Raw genomic sequence first — 15,597 nt, 5'->3', positions numbered from 1 at the left:
AAAAACACTCTTTGTAGGCAGTACCACACCAGCCAGTGATCTCGAAGGATCAACAAGCGGTATTTGCCTGCCCCTGGGTGATGGAATATGTCGCCCGCTGGTCGAGAAGGAGCGGAATCAGGTTCCTGGCCGACTGACGGAGGGGCACAAATGCGCCAGATCCGTCCTGGTGGGAGCGGACGCCGTGCAGGGCGAGGGTGTCCTTCACCCCGGCGTACTGGGCCGCGTCCAGCCGGTAGCCGCACGGCGGGTCGGTGAGGATCTCGTCGGGCCCGGCCGGGTCGTTGTCGGCGCCGCCCAGGTAGACGGGGCCCCGGTCCGCGAACCCGGTCAGCCGCGAGAGCGCGGTGGCCGCCCGGATACGCGCCCGCTGCTCCTCGGTGAAGGCGAAGAGCCCGCCGAGCGCGGTCCGCTGGGAGTCGACCCTGCGGCGCTGGTTGAGCGCCCGGTCGGCCTTCTCCGCCTCGCTCAGGGCGTCGGTCCGCGACTCGATGAGCAGGCCGACCGCGTGCTTGAGGCCAGAGGCGTTGCGCAGGATGCGCTCCTGGCCGTCACCGGCCGTCTGCTTGATCGGGTCGCCGGTCACCGGGTCGGTCCAGATGCCGTAGTGACCGCTGCTGTAGCCGCCCTCGGTCGCGGCGGGCCGTACGTACCGCTCCGAGAGGGTCCGGGAGACGTCGTGGACGCGGGGCGTCACGTTCAGGTTGCGGGGCCACAGGACGAAGAGGTCCTTGTCGTAGTACGGGGGCGTGGCCCCGTACTCGTGCAAGTCGTAGATGACATCGGGCCGTTCGTCGCGCACGACGGCCGCGATCGCCCGGCCCTCCGCGGTCTTCAGGGCGATGTGGTCCCGGTTGATGTCGACGCCGTCGGCGTTGCCCCGGGTGTCGGCGGCGCGCCCGTCCGGGTTGGCGGTGGGCAGCACCAGCACCGTCGTACGGGAGAGGAAGGCGCGGGTGGCCCGGTCCTGGGCGAAGGCCAGGTCGCGCAGCGTGGTCAGACAGGCCTCGCGCCCGGCGGGTTCGTCGCCGTGCTGACTGCACACCAGGAGGACGGTGGTGGCGGCGGGGCGCTGCTTTCCGATGCGTACGAGCTGGAGGGGGCGGCCCTCCTTGGTGGTCCCGATCCGGTCGACGGCGATCCGGTCGCTCGCCCGGTCGACCGCTCCGAGGAACGCCTGCTCTTCCCCCAGCCCGGTCCAGCGCGCCCCGTGGCTGGTCTCGAACCCGGTGCGCGGCGGGTGGGGCGCGGCCTCGGCGGGTGCGATCGCGAAGGGGGCGGCCAGCGCGGCGAGTACGGCCGCGGCGGCGCCCCGGCGCAGGACCGCCGGGCCCCGGCGGGGCGCGCCGGACGGCGGGCGGCCGGGTCCCGTGGCCGGTCCGAGCCATGGATGCGGGCTGAGCATACGGAGCGCGCGGGTGATGCGAGGGGTCATCAGCGGCTGCCTCCCGGGGTGCGAACTGCGGACACCGCGATGCCCGCCGGTCTGTCGGCGTTGCGGACGTTACCCCGGTCAACTCCTGGGCAACAGGGGGCGATCACTACCAGTCGTGACGAGGGCATGGCGATCGTGTGACAGGGATGCCCGGAATCGGCCGTCCTGCCCCCGGGGCTGCTTAGCCTCGTATCGAGCCGGTCGGAACCACCCCCCGCCCGGTTCACCGACCGGGCGGGGACATCCTCCGTCCGGCTCCCGGCCCGGCGGGCCATCCTCCGCCCGGTCGGACCGTCACGACGATTTGGAGCATGCGTGCACCGCAGATTCATCGTCCCCAGCGCACTGGCGGCCACCCTTCTGCTGGCGATCCCGGCATCGGCCTCCACCGGCACCGTGGGCGCCCCGGGCATCGGCGACCCCTACTACCCGGCCAGCGGAAACGGTGGCTACGACGTCTCCCACTACGACCTGCGGCTGAAGTACGAGCCGAGGACCGACCTGCTGGAGGGCACGGCGACGATCCTCGCCACCACCACGCAGGAGCTGACCCGCTTCAACCTCGACTTCGGGCTCGCCGTCTCCGAGGTGCGGGTCAACGGCAAGAAGGCGGGCTTCGCCAAGAGCGGCGACCAGGAGCTGGAGGTGACCCCGGCGGACCGCCTGGCCAAGGGCAAGGACGTCTCCGTGGTCGTCCGGTACGCCGGGAAGCCCTCCGAGCTGAAGATCAACGGCTGGACCGCCTGGGCCCGCACCCCGGACGGCGGCGTCGCCGCCCAGGAGCCGGAGTCGGCGGTGTGGTGGTACCCGAGCAACGACCACCCGCTGGACAAGGCCACGTACGACATCTCGGTCTCCGTCCCCGACGGCACGCAGGCGATCAGCAACGGGGTGCTCGTCTCGCAGAGTTCGAAGCTCGGCTGGACCCGCTTCAACTGGCGCTCCGACAAGCCGCAGGCCACGTACCTCTCGACGCTCGCGGTCGGGAAGTTCGACATCACGACGGACACGACGGCGGACGGCCTGCCGGTGCTGAACGCGTACAGCAAGGACCTCGGCGCCAACGCCGGTGCCGCACGGGCCAGCGTCGAGCGGACCACCGAGGTCGCCGAGTGGCTGACCGAGGTCTTCGGCCCCTACCCGTTCAACGCGCTGGGCGGCTACGTACCCAATGTGACGAGCGGTTTCGCCCTGGAGACCCAGACGCGGCCCTTCTACAGCCCCCGGCAGTTCGCGAACGGCGCCAACGTCTCGGTCGTCGTCCATGAGATCGCGCACCAGTGGTACGGCAACAGCGTCTCGGTCGACGGCTGGAAGGACATCTGGATCAACGAGGGCTTCGCCCGCTACAGCCAGTGGCTCTGGTCGGAGAAGGAGGGCGAGGGCACCGCGCAGGAGCTGGCCGACTACACCTACGCCCAGCGCCCGGCGGACGACCCGTTCTGGAAGGTGAAGCCGGGCGACCCGGGTCCCGACAAGCAGTTCGACATCGCCGTCTACGACCGGGGCGCGCTGGCGCTCCAGGCGCTGCGCAACGAGGTCGGTGACGAGACGTTCTTCGCCCTGCTGAAGGGCTGGCCGACGGAGAAGGCGCACTCCAACGCGACCGTGGGCGACTTCCTGCGGTACGCGGAGCGGGTCTCGGGCAAGCCGCTGGCCGCGCTGTTCGACACCTGGCTGTACCAGCCGAAGCGCCCGGCGCTCCCGGCGGCGGCCTCGGCGGGGATCGCGAAGGGCGCGCTGTCGTCCCGGGCTGCGGTCAAGCCGGAGCGGCCGGCGTCGTGGAAGAAGATCGCGGCGACGAACACGATCCACGACCACGGGGATGAGGGTCGCGGCCACGGTCACGGCCATGGCCACGAAGGGCACAGCCACCGCTGACCCTGCGGTTCGGGGGTACGCCGGGGCCCCTCGGAGCGGCGAGGTCCAGCCGTTCCGTGGGGCCCCGGTGGCGTGCTCAGCCGCTCCGACTGCGGCCGGCCCCCCGCACAGCCGACCGCCGTGCGGCGCGGGCTTCCCGTGCGGCGTGCGCGGCCCGGGCCGCCCGTGCCCTCGGCAGGTAGCGGAGCCGTTCCGGGAGTACGGGGACGACGACCCGCAGCACCGCGCAGAGCCGCCGCAGCCGCTGCTCCTCCGCCGCCGTCCACGGCAGCCCGATCGCCGCGCGGGCGTCCGGCGGCATGAGCCCGATGGTGACGAACCGGCGGCCGCGGGCCAGCGGCGGCAGCAGCACCGGCCACAGGGCCCGCAGGACCATGCGCAGCGGCCAGGGGCCACGGTCCGGCGGTGGTACGGGCTGGTCGACGTCGACCAGTTCGCGTACGACCGGGGTCGCCTCGATCTCCCCGGCGAGCATCTTCTCCCAGTACGGCCAGAACTCCTCGATCGTCTGCGGCATGTCCCGGTCGTGGATGCCGAGGATCCGGCCGACCTGGAGCCACTCCCCGTACAGGGCACGTTCCTGGGCCGGGCTCATCGGCCGGATCAGATAACGCGCCGCGTGCCGGTAGACCGGGAAGCCGGTGGCGTGCACCCAGGCGTAGTTGGCGGGCGTCAGCGCGTGGTAGGCGCGGCCCCGGGTGTCGGTGCCCTGGATGGTCCGGTGGAGCCGGCGCAGCCTGCGCCCCTCCTCGGCCGCCTCGGGGCCGCCGTACACCCAGAGCTGGAGCGAGCGCAGGGAGCGTTCGCCGCGCCCCCAGGGGTCGGTACGGAAGACGGAGTGCTCGTCGACGCCCGCGCCGACGGCCGGGTGGGCGACCTGGAGGGTGAGGGCGGCGGGCAGCATGAGCAGGGCCCGGAGGTCGCCCGACAGACTCCACAGAACGCCACCGGGCGGAGGCGGCAGAGGCTCCTCCACGTCCTTCGCGCTGCTCATCCGCTGCTCCCGAGGTCCCGGCGGGCCTGCCGTGCGCTGCCCGTCCCGTCCCTCCATGATCCCTCGCGTGCGGGAGGAGCGGAGGGGCGGGCCTCCGGGGCGGCCGCAGGGCCGGTGCCGTGGTGATCAGCGGAGCTGCGCATGCCCGGGCATCACACGGGCCCCTTCCCGGCCGGCCACTCCCCGGTGCGGACGAAACGCTCGATGTCGGCCTCGTACGGTGTGGGGTCGAGTCCCCGCGCACGGACCCAGGACGGGCTGAGATGGGTGTTCAGGTACGGATCGGCGGTGTCGCCGATGAGGGTGACGATGCTGCCCCGCACCCCTGCTTCGCGCATCCGTGCCACCAGGTGGCACACCCCCCAGAAGTTGGTGCCGGTCGCCGGTCCGGCTTCGATCCCGGCAGCCGTACGGAGCCACCGCAGAGCCGCGACGGACGCCGCGTCCGGTACCGGAATCATCAGGTCTATCACCGTCGGCAGGAAACCGGGTTCGGTTCGCGGACGGCCGATGCCGGGTATCCGCGAGGGCATCCCCGTGGCGTAGTCGCCGCACCCGCTCGCCCACGCGGGAAAATAGGCGGAGTTCTCGGGATCCACCACGGCCAGCCGAGTCGGATGGCCGTGTCGCCGCAGGTGGCGTCCGACCGCCGCAGAGGTCGCTCCTGTCCCGGCGCCGGTGACGATCCACTCCGGAATCGGGTACGGCTCCTGGCTCAGCTGAACGAAGATCTCGTCGGCAACCGTCGGTTCACCCCACACGGCCGTCGCCCGCTCCGCGTCGGTGAAATGGTCGAGGAAGTGGCCACCGAGCCGCTCGGCCAACGCCCTCGCCTCCTCCTGCACCGCGGCCGGCGGCTGCTCCGCCACCTGCCACCGCCCGCCCGCCCGCCCTCTCGATCCCGGCCAGGGCTTCCCCGGGGGTCCTGGCCGGTACGACGGCTGTGAAGTCCAGGCCCAGCAGGCTCGCGAAGTGCGCTCCGGCGGTGGCGACCGCTCCGCTCGTAGCCGCGATCACCGGTGTGCCGGGCCCGATGGCGCCGCCGGCGATCGCCTCGCGGAACATGGCCCGCACCAAGCGGTACTTCATGCTGCCGGTGGGGTGCGCGGACTCGTCCTTCAAGTAGACCTCGATGTCCGCGAGTGCCGGAAGCGGAAGCCGGCGCAGAGGCGTCGGCGTCTGCGGGCCACTCGCCCCGACCCGTCGAATCGCCTCGGCGGCCCACACATGAGGGTGCTCCTGAGTCATGGCCGGACCCTACTCCCACCGGTTCGAACGCGGCCGGGGTGGACGGCGTGCCTTCGGTGGCGGAGACTTTCACAGTAGTGGTGAGACAGCGGCACTGTCCGATACGGGCGTTCGACTACGGGGAGCAGAGATGGCGACGGGGACCGACGAGCCCACGCTCACGGTGGACGAGCTGGCGGCGCGCGCCGGGGTCACCGTGCGTACCGTGCGGTTCTACAGCACCCGGGGTCTGCTGCCGCCGCCGGTCATCGGGCCGCGCCGGGTCGGGCACTACGGGGCCGACCACCTCTCGCGGCTCGCGCTGATCGAGGAGCTTCAGCACCAGGGCATGACGCTCGCCGCGATCGAACGCTATCTGGAGCAGTTGCCGCCGGACCTGAGCGCCCACGATCTCGCGATCCACCGGGCGCTGGTGGCGTCCTGGGCGCCGGACACGGCGGAGGACCTGACGCGGGCCGAGCTGGAGAAGCGGGCGGGGCGGGCGCTCGGCGAGCCGGATGTGGATCGGCTGGCGGCGATGGGGGTGCTGGTGCGGCCGGAGGGGGATGACACGGCCTACCGGGTGGATCTCGGGTTGCTGCGGCTGGGGGTGGAGCTGCTGGACGTGCCGATCGCGCACGAGACGATCCTCGCCGCCCGGACCGTGCTGCTGGAGCACACGCGGTCGGCCGCGCAGGAGATGACCCGGCTCTTCCGGGACGAGGTGTGGAACCCGTACCGGGAGCGGGAGGGCGATCCGGAGCATGTGGCGGCGATGAAGTCGCTCTCCGCTCACATGCAACCCATTGTGGTGCAGGCTCTGGTGACGGCTTTTCAGCGCTCGCTGAAGGAGGAGCTGCGGAGCGCGTTCACCGCCGAGTGACGGTCAACGCGCTCCGGAACGGCCTCAGTCGTGGAACGTCTCGCCCTTCTCCGCCTTCTCCACCAGCAGCGCGGGCGGCAGGAACCGGTCGCCGTAGCGCTCGGCCAACTCCCGGGCGCGGGCGACGAATCCGGGCAGGCCGCCCTCGTACCCGTTGATGTACTGGAGGACACCGCCGGTCCACGGCGGGAAGCCGATACCCATGATGGAGCCGATGTTGGCGTCCGCCACGGAGATCAGGACGTTCTCCTCCAGGCAGCGGACGCTGTCCAGGGCCTCGGAGAAGAGCATCCGCTCCTTCATGTCCTCGAAGGGGACGTCCGCGTCGGCCTTGGTGGTGAAGTGCTCGCGCAGGCCCGGCCAGAGACCGGTGCGCCTGCCCTCCTCGTCGTACTCGTAGAAGCCCGCTCCCCCGCTGCGGCCGGGGCGCCCGAACTCGTCGACCATCCGGTCGATAACCTCGTCCGAGGGGTGGCCGGGCCAGGTGCCGCCCGCCTCCTCCACCGCCCGCTTGGTCTCGTTGCGGATCTTACGGGGCAGGGTCAGGGTCAGCTCGTCCATCAGGGAGAGCACCTTGGCCGGGTAGCCGGACTGGGCGGCGGCCTGCTCGACCGAGGCGGGCTCGACGCCCTCGCCGACCATCGCCACGCCCTCGTTGATGAACTGGCCGATGACGCGCGAGGTGAAGAAGCCGCGCGAGTCGTTGACGACGATCGGCGTCTTCTTGATGCGTCGTACGAGGTCGAAGGCGCGGGCCAGCGTCTCGTCACCGGTCCGCTCGCCCTTGATGATCTCGACCAGGGGCATCTTGTCGACCGGTGAGAAGAAGTGCAGGCCGATGAAGTCGGCCGGGCGGGACACTCCCTCGGCGAGGACCGTGATGGGGAGGGTGGAGGTGTTGGAGCAGAGCAGCGCGTCGGGCTCGATGACGTCCTGGATCTCCTGGAACACCTTGTGCTTGAGCGCGGTGTCCTCGAAGACGGCCTCGATCACCGCGTCACAGCCCGCGAGGTCGGCCGCGTCGCCGGTCGGGGTGATCCGGGCCAGCAGCTCGTCGCGCTTGGCCTCCGTCGTACGGCCCCGGGAGAGCGCCTTGGCGAGCAGCTTCTCGCTGTACGCCTTGCCCTTGGCGGCCGCCTCGGTGGAGACGTCCTTCAGGACGACGTCGATCCCGGCCTTGGCACAGGAGTAGGCGATGCCCGCGCCCATCATCCCGGCGCCGAGCACGGCGACCTTGCGGACCGGGCGCTCGGGGATGTCCTTGGGGCGGTTGGCACCGGAGTTGACGGCCTGGAGGTCGAAGAAGAACGCCTGGATCATGTTCTTGGAGACCTGCCCGGTGACCAGCTCGGTGAAGTACCGGGCCTCGATGGTCAGGGCCGTCTCGAAGTCGACCTGGGAGCCCTCGACGGCCGCCGCGAGGATGTTGCGGGGCGCGGGCATGGGCGCGCCCGCGATCTGCTTCTTCAAGTTGGCCGGGAAGGCAGGGAGGTTGGCGGCGAACTTGGGGTTGGAGGGGGTGCCGCCGGGGATGCGGTAGCCCTTGACGTCCCAGGGCTGCTGGGACTCGGGGTTCGCGTCGATGAAGGCGCGGGCCTTCTCGATCATCTCCTCGCGCGTGGCGGCGACTTCGTGGACGAGGCCGTTCTCCAGCGCGCGCTGCGGGGTGTACTGGGTGCCCTGGAGGAGCACCTTGAGCAGGGCGTCCGCGATGCCCATGAGGCGTACGGTACGGGTGACGCCGCCGCCCGCCGGGAGCAGGCCGAGGGTGACCTCGGGGAGGCCGATGCGGGAGCCGGGGGCGTCGAGGGCGACGCGGTGGTGGGAGGCGAGCGCGATCTCGTAACCGCCGCCGAGGGCCGCCCCGTTGATGGCGGCGACGACAGGCTTGCCGAGGGTTTCGATACGGCGCAGCGAGCGCTTGATCTCAGTGCCGGTGTCGAAGGCGGCCTGGGCGTTCTCGGGGCCGACCTTGATCATGTCCTTGAGGTCGCCGCCCGCGAAGAAGGTCTTCTTGGCGGAGGTGTAGATGATGCCGCGGATGGAGTCCTTCTCGGCCTCGGCGCGGTCCGCGATGGCCGCGATGGAGTCCTTGAAGGCCTGGTTCATCGTGTTCGCGGACTGGTTGGGGTCGTCGAGGACGAGGGTGACGACGCCGGTCTCGTCCTGTTCCCAGCGGATGGTGGTGCTCTCGGTCGTCATGTCGGTGTTCTCTCCGTAAGCAGGTGGGGCCGGCCAGGGCCTGTCGTCAAACTGCCGTCGTCGCCCGGAGGGCGGCCGCGCGGCGTCTGGTGCGTGCGATCGCAAGGCGCTGGAATGGTCTTGTAGCGGAGCTACCAGGGCATTTCGGCAACGCCGCGAGCGTGCGTGCCAGGCGTCGCGCGGCAGGCGGCAGTTTGACGACAGGCCCTGGAAGTCAGATGCGTTCGACGATGGTCGCGACGCCCATGCCGCCGCCGACGCAGAGGGTGACCAGGCCGAACCGCTGGTCGCGGCGCTCCAGTTCGTCGATGACCGTGCCGAGGATCATCGCGCCGGTCGCACCGAGGGGGTGGCCGAGCGCGATGGCGCCGCCGTTGACGTTGACCTTGTCCAGGCTCAGGCCCATGTCCTTGACGAAGCGCAGGACGACCCCGGCGAAGGCCTCGTTGATCTCGACCAGGTCGATGTCGTCGATGGTGAGCCCGGCCTTGGCGAGCGCCTTGCGGGTGGCGGGGGCGGGGCCGGTGAGCATGATGGTGGGCTCGGAGCCGGAGACGGCCGCGGAGACGATCCGGGCGCGCGGGGTGAGGCCGTAGCGCTCCCCGACCTCCTTCGAGCCGATGGCGACGAGGGCAGCGCCGTCGACGATGCCGGAGGAGTTGCCCGCGTGGTGGACGTGGTCGATCTTCTCGACCCAGTGGTACTTCTGGAGCGCCACCGCGTCGAAGCCGCCCAGGTCGCCGATGGCGGCGAAGGAGGGCTTCAGACCGGCGAGGGAGTCGGCGGTGGTGCCGGGGCGCAGGTGCTCGTCGTGGTCCAGGACCAGCAGGCCGTTGCGGTCCTTGACGGGGACGACGGAGCGGTCGAACCGGCCGTCCTTCCAGGCCGCGGCGGCGCGCTCCTGGGAGAGGGCGGCGTACTCGTCGACGTCGCGGCGGCTGAACCCCTCGATGGTGGCGATGAGGTCGGCGCCGATGCCCTGCGGGGCGAAGCCGGTCTCGAAGCTGGTCATCGGGTCCATCGCCCAGGCCCCGCCGTCGGAGCCCATCGGCACCCGGGACATCGACTCGACGCCCCCGGCGAGCACCAGGTCCTCCCACCCCGAACGGACCTTCGCGGCGGCCAGGTTGACGGCCTCCAGGCCCGAGGCACAGAAGCGGTTCTCCTGGACCCCGGCCACGGAGTCGGGGAGCCCGGCGGCGATGGCGGCGATCCGGGCGATGTCGGAGCCCTGGTCGCCGAGCGGGCTGACCACACCGAGGACGATGTCATCGATGGCGGCCGGGTCCAGGTCCGGGAAGCGGCCCTGGATCTCGTGGATGAGGCCGACGACCAGGTCGATCGGCTTCGTGCCGTGCAGGGCGCCGTTGGCCTTGCCCCGGCCGCGCGGGGTGCGGATCGCGTCGTAGACGAATGCTTCGGTACTCAAGACAGCTGCCTTTCGGGGGTGGTGGTGAAGAACGAGGGGAGCCGGGAGGGCTCAGGCGAGCAGCGAGCGGCCGATGATCTCCTTCATGATCTCGGTGGTGCCGCCGTAGATGGTCTGGATACGGCCGTCGGTGAACGCCTTGGCGACCTTGTACTCGCTCATGTAGCCGTAGCCGCCGTGGAGTTGGAGGCAGCGGTCGGCGACGCGCTTCTGGAGTTCGGTGGCCCACCACTTGGCCATGGAGGCGTGCACCGCGTCCAGCGTCCCGTCGGAGTGGTCGACGATGCACCGGTCCAGGAAGGTCCGGGTGACGGCGCACTCGGTGGCCATCTCCGCGATCTCGAAGCGGATGTGCTGGAGCTTGGAGAGCGGGCGCCCGAAGGCCTCGCGCTCCTTGACGTACTGGGTGGTGATCTCCAGCAGGTGTTCGGCGGCGGCGATCCCGGCGACCGCTATGCCCATGCGCTCCTGGGCCAGGTTGGTCATCAAGTGGATGAACGCGCCGTCGAGTTCGCCGAGAAGGTTCTCCTTGGGGACGCGGACGTCGTTGAAGAACAGTTCGGCGGTGTCCTGGGACTTCTGGCCGATCTTGTCGAGGTTGCGGCCCCGCTCGAAGCCCTCGGCCCCGCGCTCGACGACGATCAGCGAGAGCCCCTTCGCCCCGCCGTCCGGCGTGGTCTTGGCGACGACGATCACCAGGTCGGCCAGGATGCCGTTGGAGATGAAGGTCTTGGAGCCGTTGAGCAGCCAGTGGTCGCCCTTGTCCTCGGCGGTGGTGCGGATCGCCTGGAGGTCCGATCCGGCACCCGGCTCCGTCATGGCGATGGCGGTGATGGTCTCGCCGGAGCAGAACCCGGGCAGCCAGCGCCGCTTCTGCTCCTCGGTGGCGAGGCCGGTGAGGTAGGGGCCGATGATGTCGTTGTGCAGGCCGATCGCGAGGCCGGGCGCCCCGGCGCGGGTGAACTCCTCGGCCAGGACGGCGCTGTAGCGGAAGTCGGCGGAGCCGCCGCCCCCGTACTCCTCGGGGACGGCGAGGCCGAGCAGCCCGGCGCGCCCGGCGGCGAGCCAGGCGTCACGCGAGACGATGCCGTCCTGCTCCCACTGCTCGTAGTACGGAAGCACCTCCTTGGCCAGGAAGGCCCGGACGGTCTCGCGGAACGCGTCGTGCTCCTCGGTGAAGATGGTGCGTTGCACGGGGTCTCCTAGTCGTGTGAGGTGGGCCGGAGCCCCGGTACGTCCCAGTCGGCGGCGACCGCCTCCGTGTCGGCGCCCGGCCGTGCGGGGCCGCCGCGGACGGAGACGGGGGTGGCGGAGAAGCGCGGGGCGGGGGCGGGCTGGGTGATGCCGCTGTGCTCGACGTAGGTGGAGCGGGCGGCGAGGTGCGGGTGGTGCGGGGCTTCGCGGAGCGAGAGCACGGGGGCCACACAGGCGTCGGTGCCCTCGAACACCTCGGTCCACTCCGCACGCGTACGGGTCGCGAAGCGCTCGGTCACGGCGGCGCGCAGCTCGTCCCAGCGGGCGAGGTCCCACTGGGCGGGGAAGGCGTCGGCCAGGCCGAGGAGGCCGATGAACTCGGCGTAGAACTGCCGCTCCAGCGGGCCGACCGCCATATGGCCGCCGTCGGAGGTGGCGTAGGTGCCGTAGAAGGGGCAGCCGCCGTCCAGCAGGTTGGCGCCGCGCCGGTCCTGCCAGCTTCCGGCGGCCAGCATGCCGTGGATCATCGTGGCGAGGTGGGCGGCGCCGTCGACGATCGCCGCGTCCACCACCTGGCCCGCGCCGCCGGGGGTGCGGGCGTGCTGGAGGGCGGCGAGGACCCCGACGACGAGGTAGAGCGAGCCGCCCGCGTAGTCCCCGACCAGGTTGGCCGGGACCACGGGCGGTTCGTCCGGCTTGCCGATCATGGAGAGGGTGCCGGTGAGCGCGAGGTACGCGACATCGTGCCCGGCCCGCTCGGCCAGCGGCCCGTCCTGGCCCCAGCCGGTCATCCGCCCGTAGACCAGCTGCGGGTTGCGGGCGAGGCAGGCGTCCGGTCCGACGCCGAGCCGTTCGGCGACGCCGGGGCGGTACCCCTCGATCAGGATGTCGGCGCGTCCGGCCAGCTCCAGGACCCGTTCGGCGCCGCCCTCGCTCTTGAGGTCGACGAGGACGGAGCGCTTGTTGCGGTTGGTGAGGTCGTACGCGGGGTCGATGCCGAGCGCGGTTCCGCCGGGCCGGTCCACGCGTACGACATCGGCGCCGAGGTCCGCCAGCAGCATCGCAGCGAACGGTCCGGGGCCGATCCCCGCCAGCTCGACGACACGGACTCCTGTCAGTGGGCCGTGCTGCCCGGTCCTTGCCATCCGTGAGCCCCCAGGGGTGTGACACAACCGATGTAACATCAACGATGCTAAGAACGCGCCCCGCTCGGCACAACCCCCTGGGCCGAGCAAGCGCTTAGTTCTTTCCCTCGATCGCGATCCTCCCGCATCCCCGCCGGACCGTCCACGCGACCACGCCCACACCTCTGCCCACGCCACCGCCCCCACCTCTGTCCCCACCTCTGCCCACGCCCGGCCGCACGCCGTCCGCGCCCCTCCGCTAGCCTGCCTGCCACGTCTCCACCCGTCCCCCGCGCCCGGAGGTACTCGTGAACAGCCAGAACGGGGCGGCACGCCCCCTGGACCTCGTCCTTTTCGGTGCCACCGGCTTCGTGGGGGTGCTCACGGCCGAGTATCTGGCCGCGCACGCCCCCGAGGGGCTGCGCTGGGGGCTGGCCGGCCGCAGCCGTACCAAGCTGGAGCGGCTGCGCGAGCGGCTGACGGCGATCGAACCGGGCTGCGCGGAGCTGCCGTTGCTGGAGGCCGACGCGGAGGACGAGGACGGGCTGCGCGAACTGGCCGCCTCCGCACGGGTGGTGGCCACGACCGTGGGGCCCTACATCCTGTACGGGGAGAAGCTCGTCGCCGCCTGCGCCGAGGCCGGGACGGACTATCTGGACCTCACCGGCGAGGCGGAGTTCATCGACCGGACATATGTGCGCCACGACGCACGGGCCCGGGAGACGGGGGCCCGGATCGTGCACGCCTGCGGCTTCGACTCCGTACCGCACGACCTGGGGGCGTACTTCACGGTCCGGCAGCTGCCGGAGGGCGTGCCCCTGACCGTCGACGGCTTCGTCCGCAGCAACGCGATGTTCTCCGGCGGTACGTTCGCCTCGGCGCTCACCGCCATCGGACGCGGCCCGCAGACGCTGCTCGCCGCCAAGGAGCGGCGCCTGCACGAGCCGCGCCAGGTGGGCCGCCGGGTCCGCACCCCGGCGGGCGCCCCGCACTTCAACGGGGCCACCCGCACCTGGGCGCTGCCGCTGCCGACCGTGGACCCGGCGATCGTGGGCCGCTCGGCGCGGGCGCTGGAGCGGTACGGCCCCGACTTCCGCTACCGCCACTTCGCCTCGGTCAAGACCCTGCCGATGGCCCTCGGCGGCCCGGCGGCCATCGGTGCGCTGGTGGCGGCCGCGCAGATCGAAGGCGTACGGGAGTGGCTGATGGGGCGGTACGAGGCGGGGCAGGGGCCGGACGCGGAGCGCCGCAGGCGGAGCTGGTTCACCATCCGCTTCGTCGGGGAGGGCGGCGGCCGACGGGTCTTCACCGAGGTGTCGGGCGGCGATCCGGGCTACGAGGAGACGGCCAAGATCCTCGCCGAGTCGGCCCTGTGCCTCGCACTGGACAAGCTCCCGGAGACCTCCGGCCAGGTCACCACGGCGACGGCGATGGGCGACGCGCTGCTGGAACGCCTGACGGCGGCGGGACTGCGCTTCCGGGTGGCGGCGGTGCGGTGAAAGGCCCCCGCCGACAGGTCCGGGCTAGAAGATCCAGCTGACCAGCGTGTAGAGGATCGCGCCCAGCCAGACGAGGCCGACGACCCCGCCGAGGGCCATGCCGAGCGCGACGCGTCGCTGGGCGGGGTCGAGGGGCGCGGGGCGGACGGCTGCGCGAGAGGTGTTCATATATTCAGACTGCCCAGCAAGATCGGTTTACGCCATCCGTACGGATACTCAGTCGGCCACCGGTACGCGGCGGCCGCCGGTATACGGCCGGCTACCGGGAAATCCGGTGGCGCGGGCCGGCAGGAGCGTGTGACGGTTCACCCCATGGGCAACTCCCGGGCATATCCCGTCTTCAGGACCACCGACGCGTCGTCGGCGTACGCGCGGGCCGAGCGCCTGTGCGCCCTCCTGGCGACGCGCGAGGAGGAGGTCAAGCTCTTCGCGGAGCTGCGGACGGTCGCGGAGGTGCGCCGGATGGCCGGGCTCCTGCCCCGGGCGGTCTTCGAGTACGGGGAGGAGCGGACCGGTCCGGCGGGCGAGGAGCTCTGGTTCGACCTGGACGTGGCGGCGACGGACGACACGGCGCTCCGGCCGCATCTGCCGCTGGACCTGACGGCGGACGCCCCGGCGGGAAGCGTGGAGGAACGCTTCACCGCCGCTCTCGGCCGGGGCATGGCCTCGGTCGACTGGCACGGCCTGTGGCCGGACGACCCGGCGGCGGAGCTGTCCGGCGTGGGCAAGTACGACGGGGTGCAGATCGTGTTCCACGGGGATGAGGCCCAGTGGGGGCAGTGGACCGAGGAGCACACGGTCTTCGTCCACGTGGACAAGTGGGGCGACCTGCCCCGGGCCCGGAAGCTCGCCGCGCACATCGGCAGCGAAGTGCTGGGCGAGGCACAGCCCGGCTGGTGAGGGCGCGGTGCGCCTCAGGCGGTCGCTTCCCGCAGGGTCTGGCGGCACAGGGCGTCCGCCCGGCGGGTGCTTTCCGGCTGGCGGAAGCGGCGGGCCAGGCGCAGGGTGTGGGCGCAGGCGTTGTCGAGGCTGATGCGGTGGCCGACGGAGACGAAGACCGGGTTGGTGTTCTCCTGGGTGCGCAGCGCACGGCCCACCGTCTCGTCGCCGTCCAGCAGCAGGGAGAAGTCGCCGCGCCGGGGGCCGGGGGCCTCGTACGTGAAGGTGAACGGGTTCTTGCCGACGCCGATCACCGGGAGCCCGGTGAGCACGCCCAGGTGGCTGGCGAGCCCGAAGCGGCGCGGGTGGGCGAGCCCGTAGCCGTCGCAGATGACGACGCCCGGGTCGACGGTCAGCGACTCCAGGGCCTCCAGCACCGTGGGGAGCTCGCGGAAGGCCAGCAGCCCGGGGACGTAGGGGAAGGTGATCCTGCCGACGGCGGTGGCCTCGTCCACGGTCTCCAGGGTCTCGGCGTCCAGCACCACGGCCGCCGCGACGACGGTGTCCTTCTCGTCGTCGTACGCCACGTCGACCCCGGTCACCAGCCCGGTCCCGGCCGGCGGACCCGGCTCGTCCAGCACCACCAGGCCGCGCAGGCGGTCCTGGATCGCCCGGCCCTCGGCTTCGTCTGCGGGGGTCTCATGGGCGGGAGTGGGCTGCGTCGTCATGTCCAGCAGCTTAGGCGGTGTCCGGTCCCTCTTCCGCCGCAGACGTCCTGCTCACGGCCCCGCGCCCGGGGTGTCGCGGCCCCGCACCGCCTTTTCGCGGATCGCCGTTCCCGTAGCCTGAC

Annotated in this window: 14 protein-coding genes; 4 read left to right on the top strand and 10 right to left on the bottom strand. The window is 71.8% G+C overall.

The window, feature by feature from the left end:
- Positions 1-49: 49 nt before the first annotated feature.
- Positions 50-1,435, bottom strand: coding sequence for a M14 family metallocarboxypeptidase (locus ACFW9Z_RS11890; RefSeq protein ID WP_384638155.1), 1,386 nt, complete (start codon positions 1,433-1,435; stop codon positions 50-52).
- Between the two features lie 315 nt (positions 1,436-1,750).
- Between ACFW9Z_RS11890 and ACFW9Z_RS11885 the strand changes: the two genes are divergently transcribed.
- Positions 1,751-3,316 (top strand): M1 family metallopeptidase, encoded by a 1,566-nt coding sequence (locus ACFW9Z_RS11885; protein ID WP_384638152.1) that lies wholly within the window; start codon positions 1,751-1,753, stop codon positions 3,314-3,316.
- Positions 3,317-3,392: 76 nt separating this feature from the next.
- Here the strand turns inward: ACFW9Z_RS11885 and ACFW9Z_RS11880 are convergent, their stop codons facing one another.
- The 3 genes from ACFW9Z_RS11880 to ACFW9Z_RS11870 form a co-directional block, all read right to left on the bottom strand.
- Positions 3,393-4,310, bottom strand: coding sequence for an oxygenase MpaB family protein (locus tag ACFW9Z_RS11880; protein ID WP_384638149.1), 918 nt, complete (start codon positions 4,308-4,310; stop codon positions 3,393-3,395).
- Positions 4,311-4,462: 152 nt separating this feature from the next.
- A complete protein-coding gene (locus ACFW9Z_RS11875) occupies positions 4,463-5,179 on the bottom strand; it encodes a pyridoxal-phosphate dependent enzyme (protein ID WP_384638146.1) in 717 nt (238 codons plus the stop codon).
- Positions 5,061-5,558, bottom strand: a complete 498-nt coding sequence (locus tag ACFW9Z_RS11870) for a pyridoxal-phosphate dependent enzyme (RefSeq protein ID WP_384638143.1) — start codon at positions 5,556-5,558, stop codon at positions 5,061-5,063. Before ACFW9Z_RS11870 ends, ACFW9Z_RS11875 begins: the two co-directional genes overlap by 119 nt.
- A 130-nt stretch (positions 5,559-5,688) precedes the next feature.
- Here ACFW9Z_RS11870 and ACFW9Z_RS11865 point away from each other — a divergent pair, with 130 nt between their 5' ends.
- Positions 5,689-6,420, top strand: a complete 732-nt coding sequence (locus ACFW9Z_RS11865) for a MerR family transcriptional regulator (RefSeq protein WP_384638140.1) — start codon at positions 5,689-5,691, stop codon at positions 6,418-6,420.
- Positions 6,421-6,444: 24 nt separating this feature from the next.
- Here the strand turns inward: ACFW9Z_RS11865 and ACFW9Z_RS11860 are convergent, their stop codons facing one another.
- The 4 genes from ACFW9Z_RS11860 to ACFW9Z_RS11845 form a co-directional block, all read right to left on the bottom strand.
- The gene (locus ACFW9Z_RS11860) at positions 6,445-8,622 is read right to left on the bottom strand and encodes a 3-hydroxyacyl-CoA dehydrogenase NAD-binding domain-containing protein (protein WP_384638137.1); all 2,178 of its coding nucleotides are present in this window, start codon (positions 8,620-8,622) and stop codon (positions 6,445-6,447) included.
- A gap of 214 nt (positions 8,623-8,836) precedes the next feature.
- Positions 8,837-10,051 (bottom strand): acetyl-CoA C-acetyltransferase, encoded by a 1,215-nt coding sequence (locus ACFW9Z_RS11855; protein ID WP_384638134.1) that lies wholly within the window; start codon positions 10,049-10,051, stop codon positions 8,837-8,839.
- Positions 10,052-10,102: 51 nt separating this feature from the next.
- Complete coding sequence (locus ACFW9Z_RS11850) at positions 10,103-11,245, bottom strand: acyl-CoA dehydrogenase family protein (RefSeq protein ID WP_384638131.1); 1,143 nt, start codon at positions 11,243-11,245, stop codon at positions 10,103-10,105.
- A gap of 8 nt (positions 11,246-11,253) precedes the next feature.
- The gene (locus tag ACFW9Z_RS11845; protein ID WP_384638128.1) at positions 11,254-12,429 is read right to left on the bottom strand and encodes a CaiB/BaiF CoA transferase family protein; all 1,176 of its coding nucleotides are present in this window, start codon (positions 12,427-12,429) and stop codon (positions 11,254-11,256) included.
- Positions 12,430-12,677: 248 nt separating this feature from the next.
- Here ACFW9Z_RS11845 and ACFW9Z_RS11840 point away from each other — a divergent pair, with 248 nt between their 5' ends.
- On the top strand, positions 12,678-13,868 hold the full coding sequence (locus ACFW9Z_RS11840; protein WP_384638125.1) for a saccharopine dehydrogenase family protein: 1,191 nt from the start codon (positions 12,678-12,680) through the stop codon (positions 13,866-13,868).
- A 24-nt stretch (positions 13,869-13,892) separates the two neighbouring features.
- Here ACFW9Z_RS11840 and mmpA read toward each other — a convergent pair whose 3' ends face one another.
- Entirely contained in the window at positions 13,893-14,036 is a 144-nt protein-coding gene (gene mmpA / locus ACFW9Z_RS11835) for a morphogenic membrane protein MmpA (protein ID WP_384638121.1), read from the bottom strand.
- 144 nt (positions 14,037-14,180) lie between these two features.
- Between mmpA and ACFW9Z_RS11830 the strand changes: the two genes are divergently transcribed.
- The gene (locus tag ACFW9Z_RS11830) at positions 14,181-14,768 is read left to right on the top strand and encodes a hypothetical protein (RefSeq protein WP_384638117.1); all 588 of its coding nucleotides are present in this window, start codon (positions 14,181-14,183) and stop codon (positions 14,766-14,768) included.
- Between the two features lie 14 nt (positions 14,769-14,782).
- Here the strand turns inward: ACFW9Z_RS11830 and ACFW9Z_RS11825 are convergent, their stop codons facing one another.
- On the bottom strand, positions 14,783-15,475 hold the full coding sequence (locus ACFW9Z_RS11825) for an endonuclease V (RefSeq protein WP_384638114.1): 693 nt from the start codon (positions 15,473-15,475) through the stop codon (positions 14,783-14,785).
- Between the last annotated feature and the right edge of the window lie 122 nt (positions 15,476-15,597).

It is taken from the genome of Streptomyces sp. NPDC059452 (genome assembly GCF_042750035.1).
In the GTDB taxonomy this organism is placed as follows: Bacteria; Actinomycetota; Actinomycetes; order Streptomycetales; family Streptomycetaceae; genus Streptomyces.
Note: the sequence above shows the minus strand (reverse complement) of the source record. Positions and strands in the feature narration are given on the sequence as shown.

Bases quoted from the DNA above. Each gene is read 5' to 3' on its own strand.
- ACFW9Z_RS11890 (WP_384638155.1), bottom strand. From the start codon at position 1,435: ATGACCCCTCGCATCACCCGCGCGCTCCGTATGCTCAGCCCGCATCCA.
- ACFW9Z_RS11880 (WP_384638149.1), bottom strand. From the start codon at position 4,310: ATGAGCAGCGCGAAGGACGTGGAGGAGCCTCTGCCGCCTCCGCCCGGT.
- ACFW9Z_RS11870 (WP_384638143.1), bottom strand. From the start codon at position 5,558: ATGACTCAGGAGCACCCTCATGTGTGGGCCGCCGAGGCGATTCGACGG.
- ACFW9Z_RS11865 (WP_384638140.1), top strand. From the start codon at position 5,689: ATGGCGACGGGGACCGACGAGCCCACGCTCACGGTGGACGAGCTGGCG.
- ACFW9Z_RS11860 (WP_384638137.1), bottom strand. From the start codon at position 8,622: ATGACGACCGAGAGCACCACCATCCGCTGGGAACAGGACGAGACCGGC.
- ACFW9Z_RS11845 (WP_384638128.1), bottom strand. From the start codon at position 12,429: ATGTTACATCGGTTGTGTCACACCCCTGGGGGCTCACGGATGGCAAGG.
- mmpA (WP_384638121.1), bottom strand. From the start codon at position 14,036: ATGAACACCTCTCGCGCAGCCGTCCGCCCCGCGCCCCTCGACCCCGCC.
- ACFW9Z_RS11830 (WP_384638117.1), top strand. From the start codon at position 14,181: ATGGGCAACTCCCGGGCATATCCCGTCTTCAGGACCACCGACGCGTCG.
- ACFW9Z_RS11825 (WP_384638114.1), bottom strand. From the start codon at position 15,475: ATGACGACGCAGCCCACTCCCGCCCATGAGACCCCCGCAGACGAAGCC.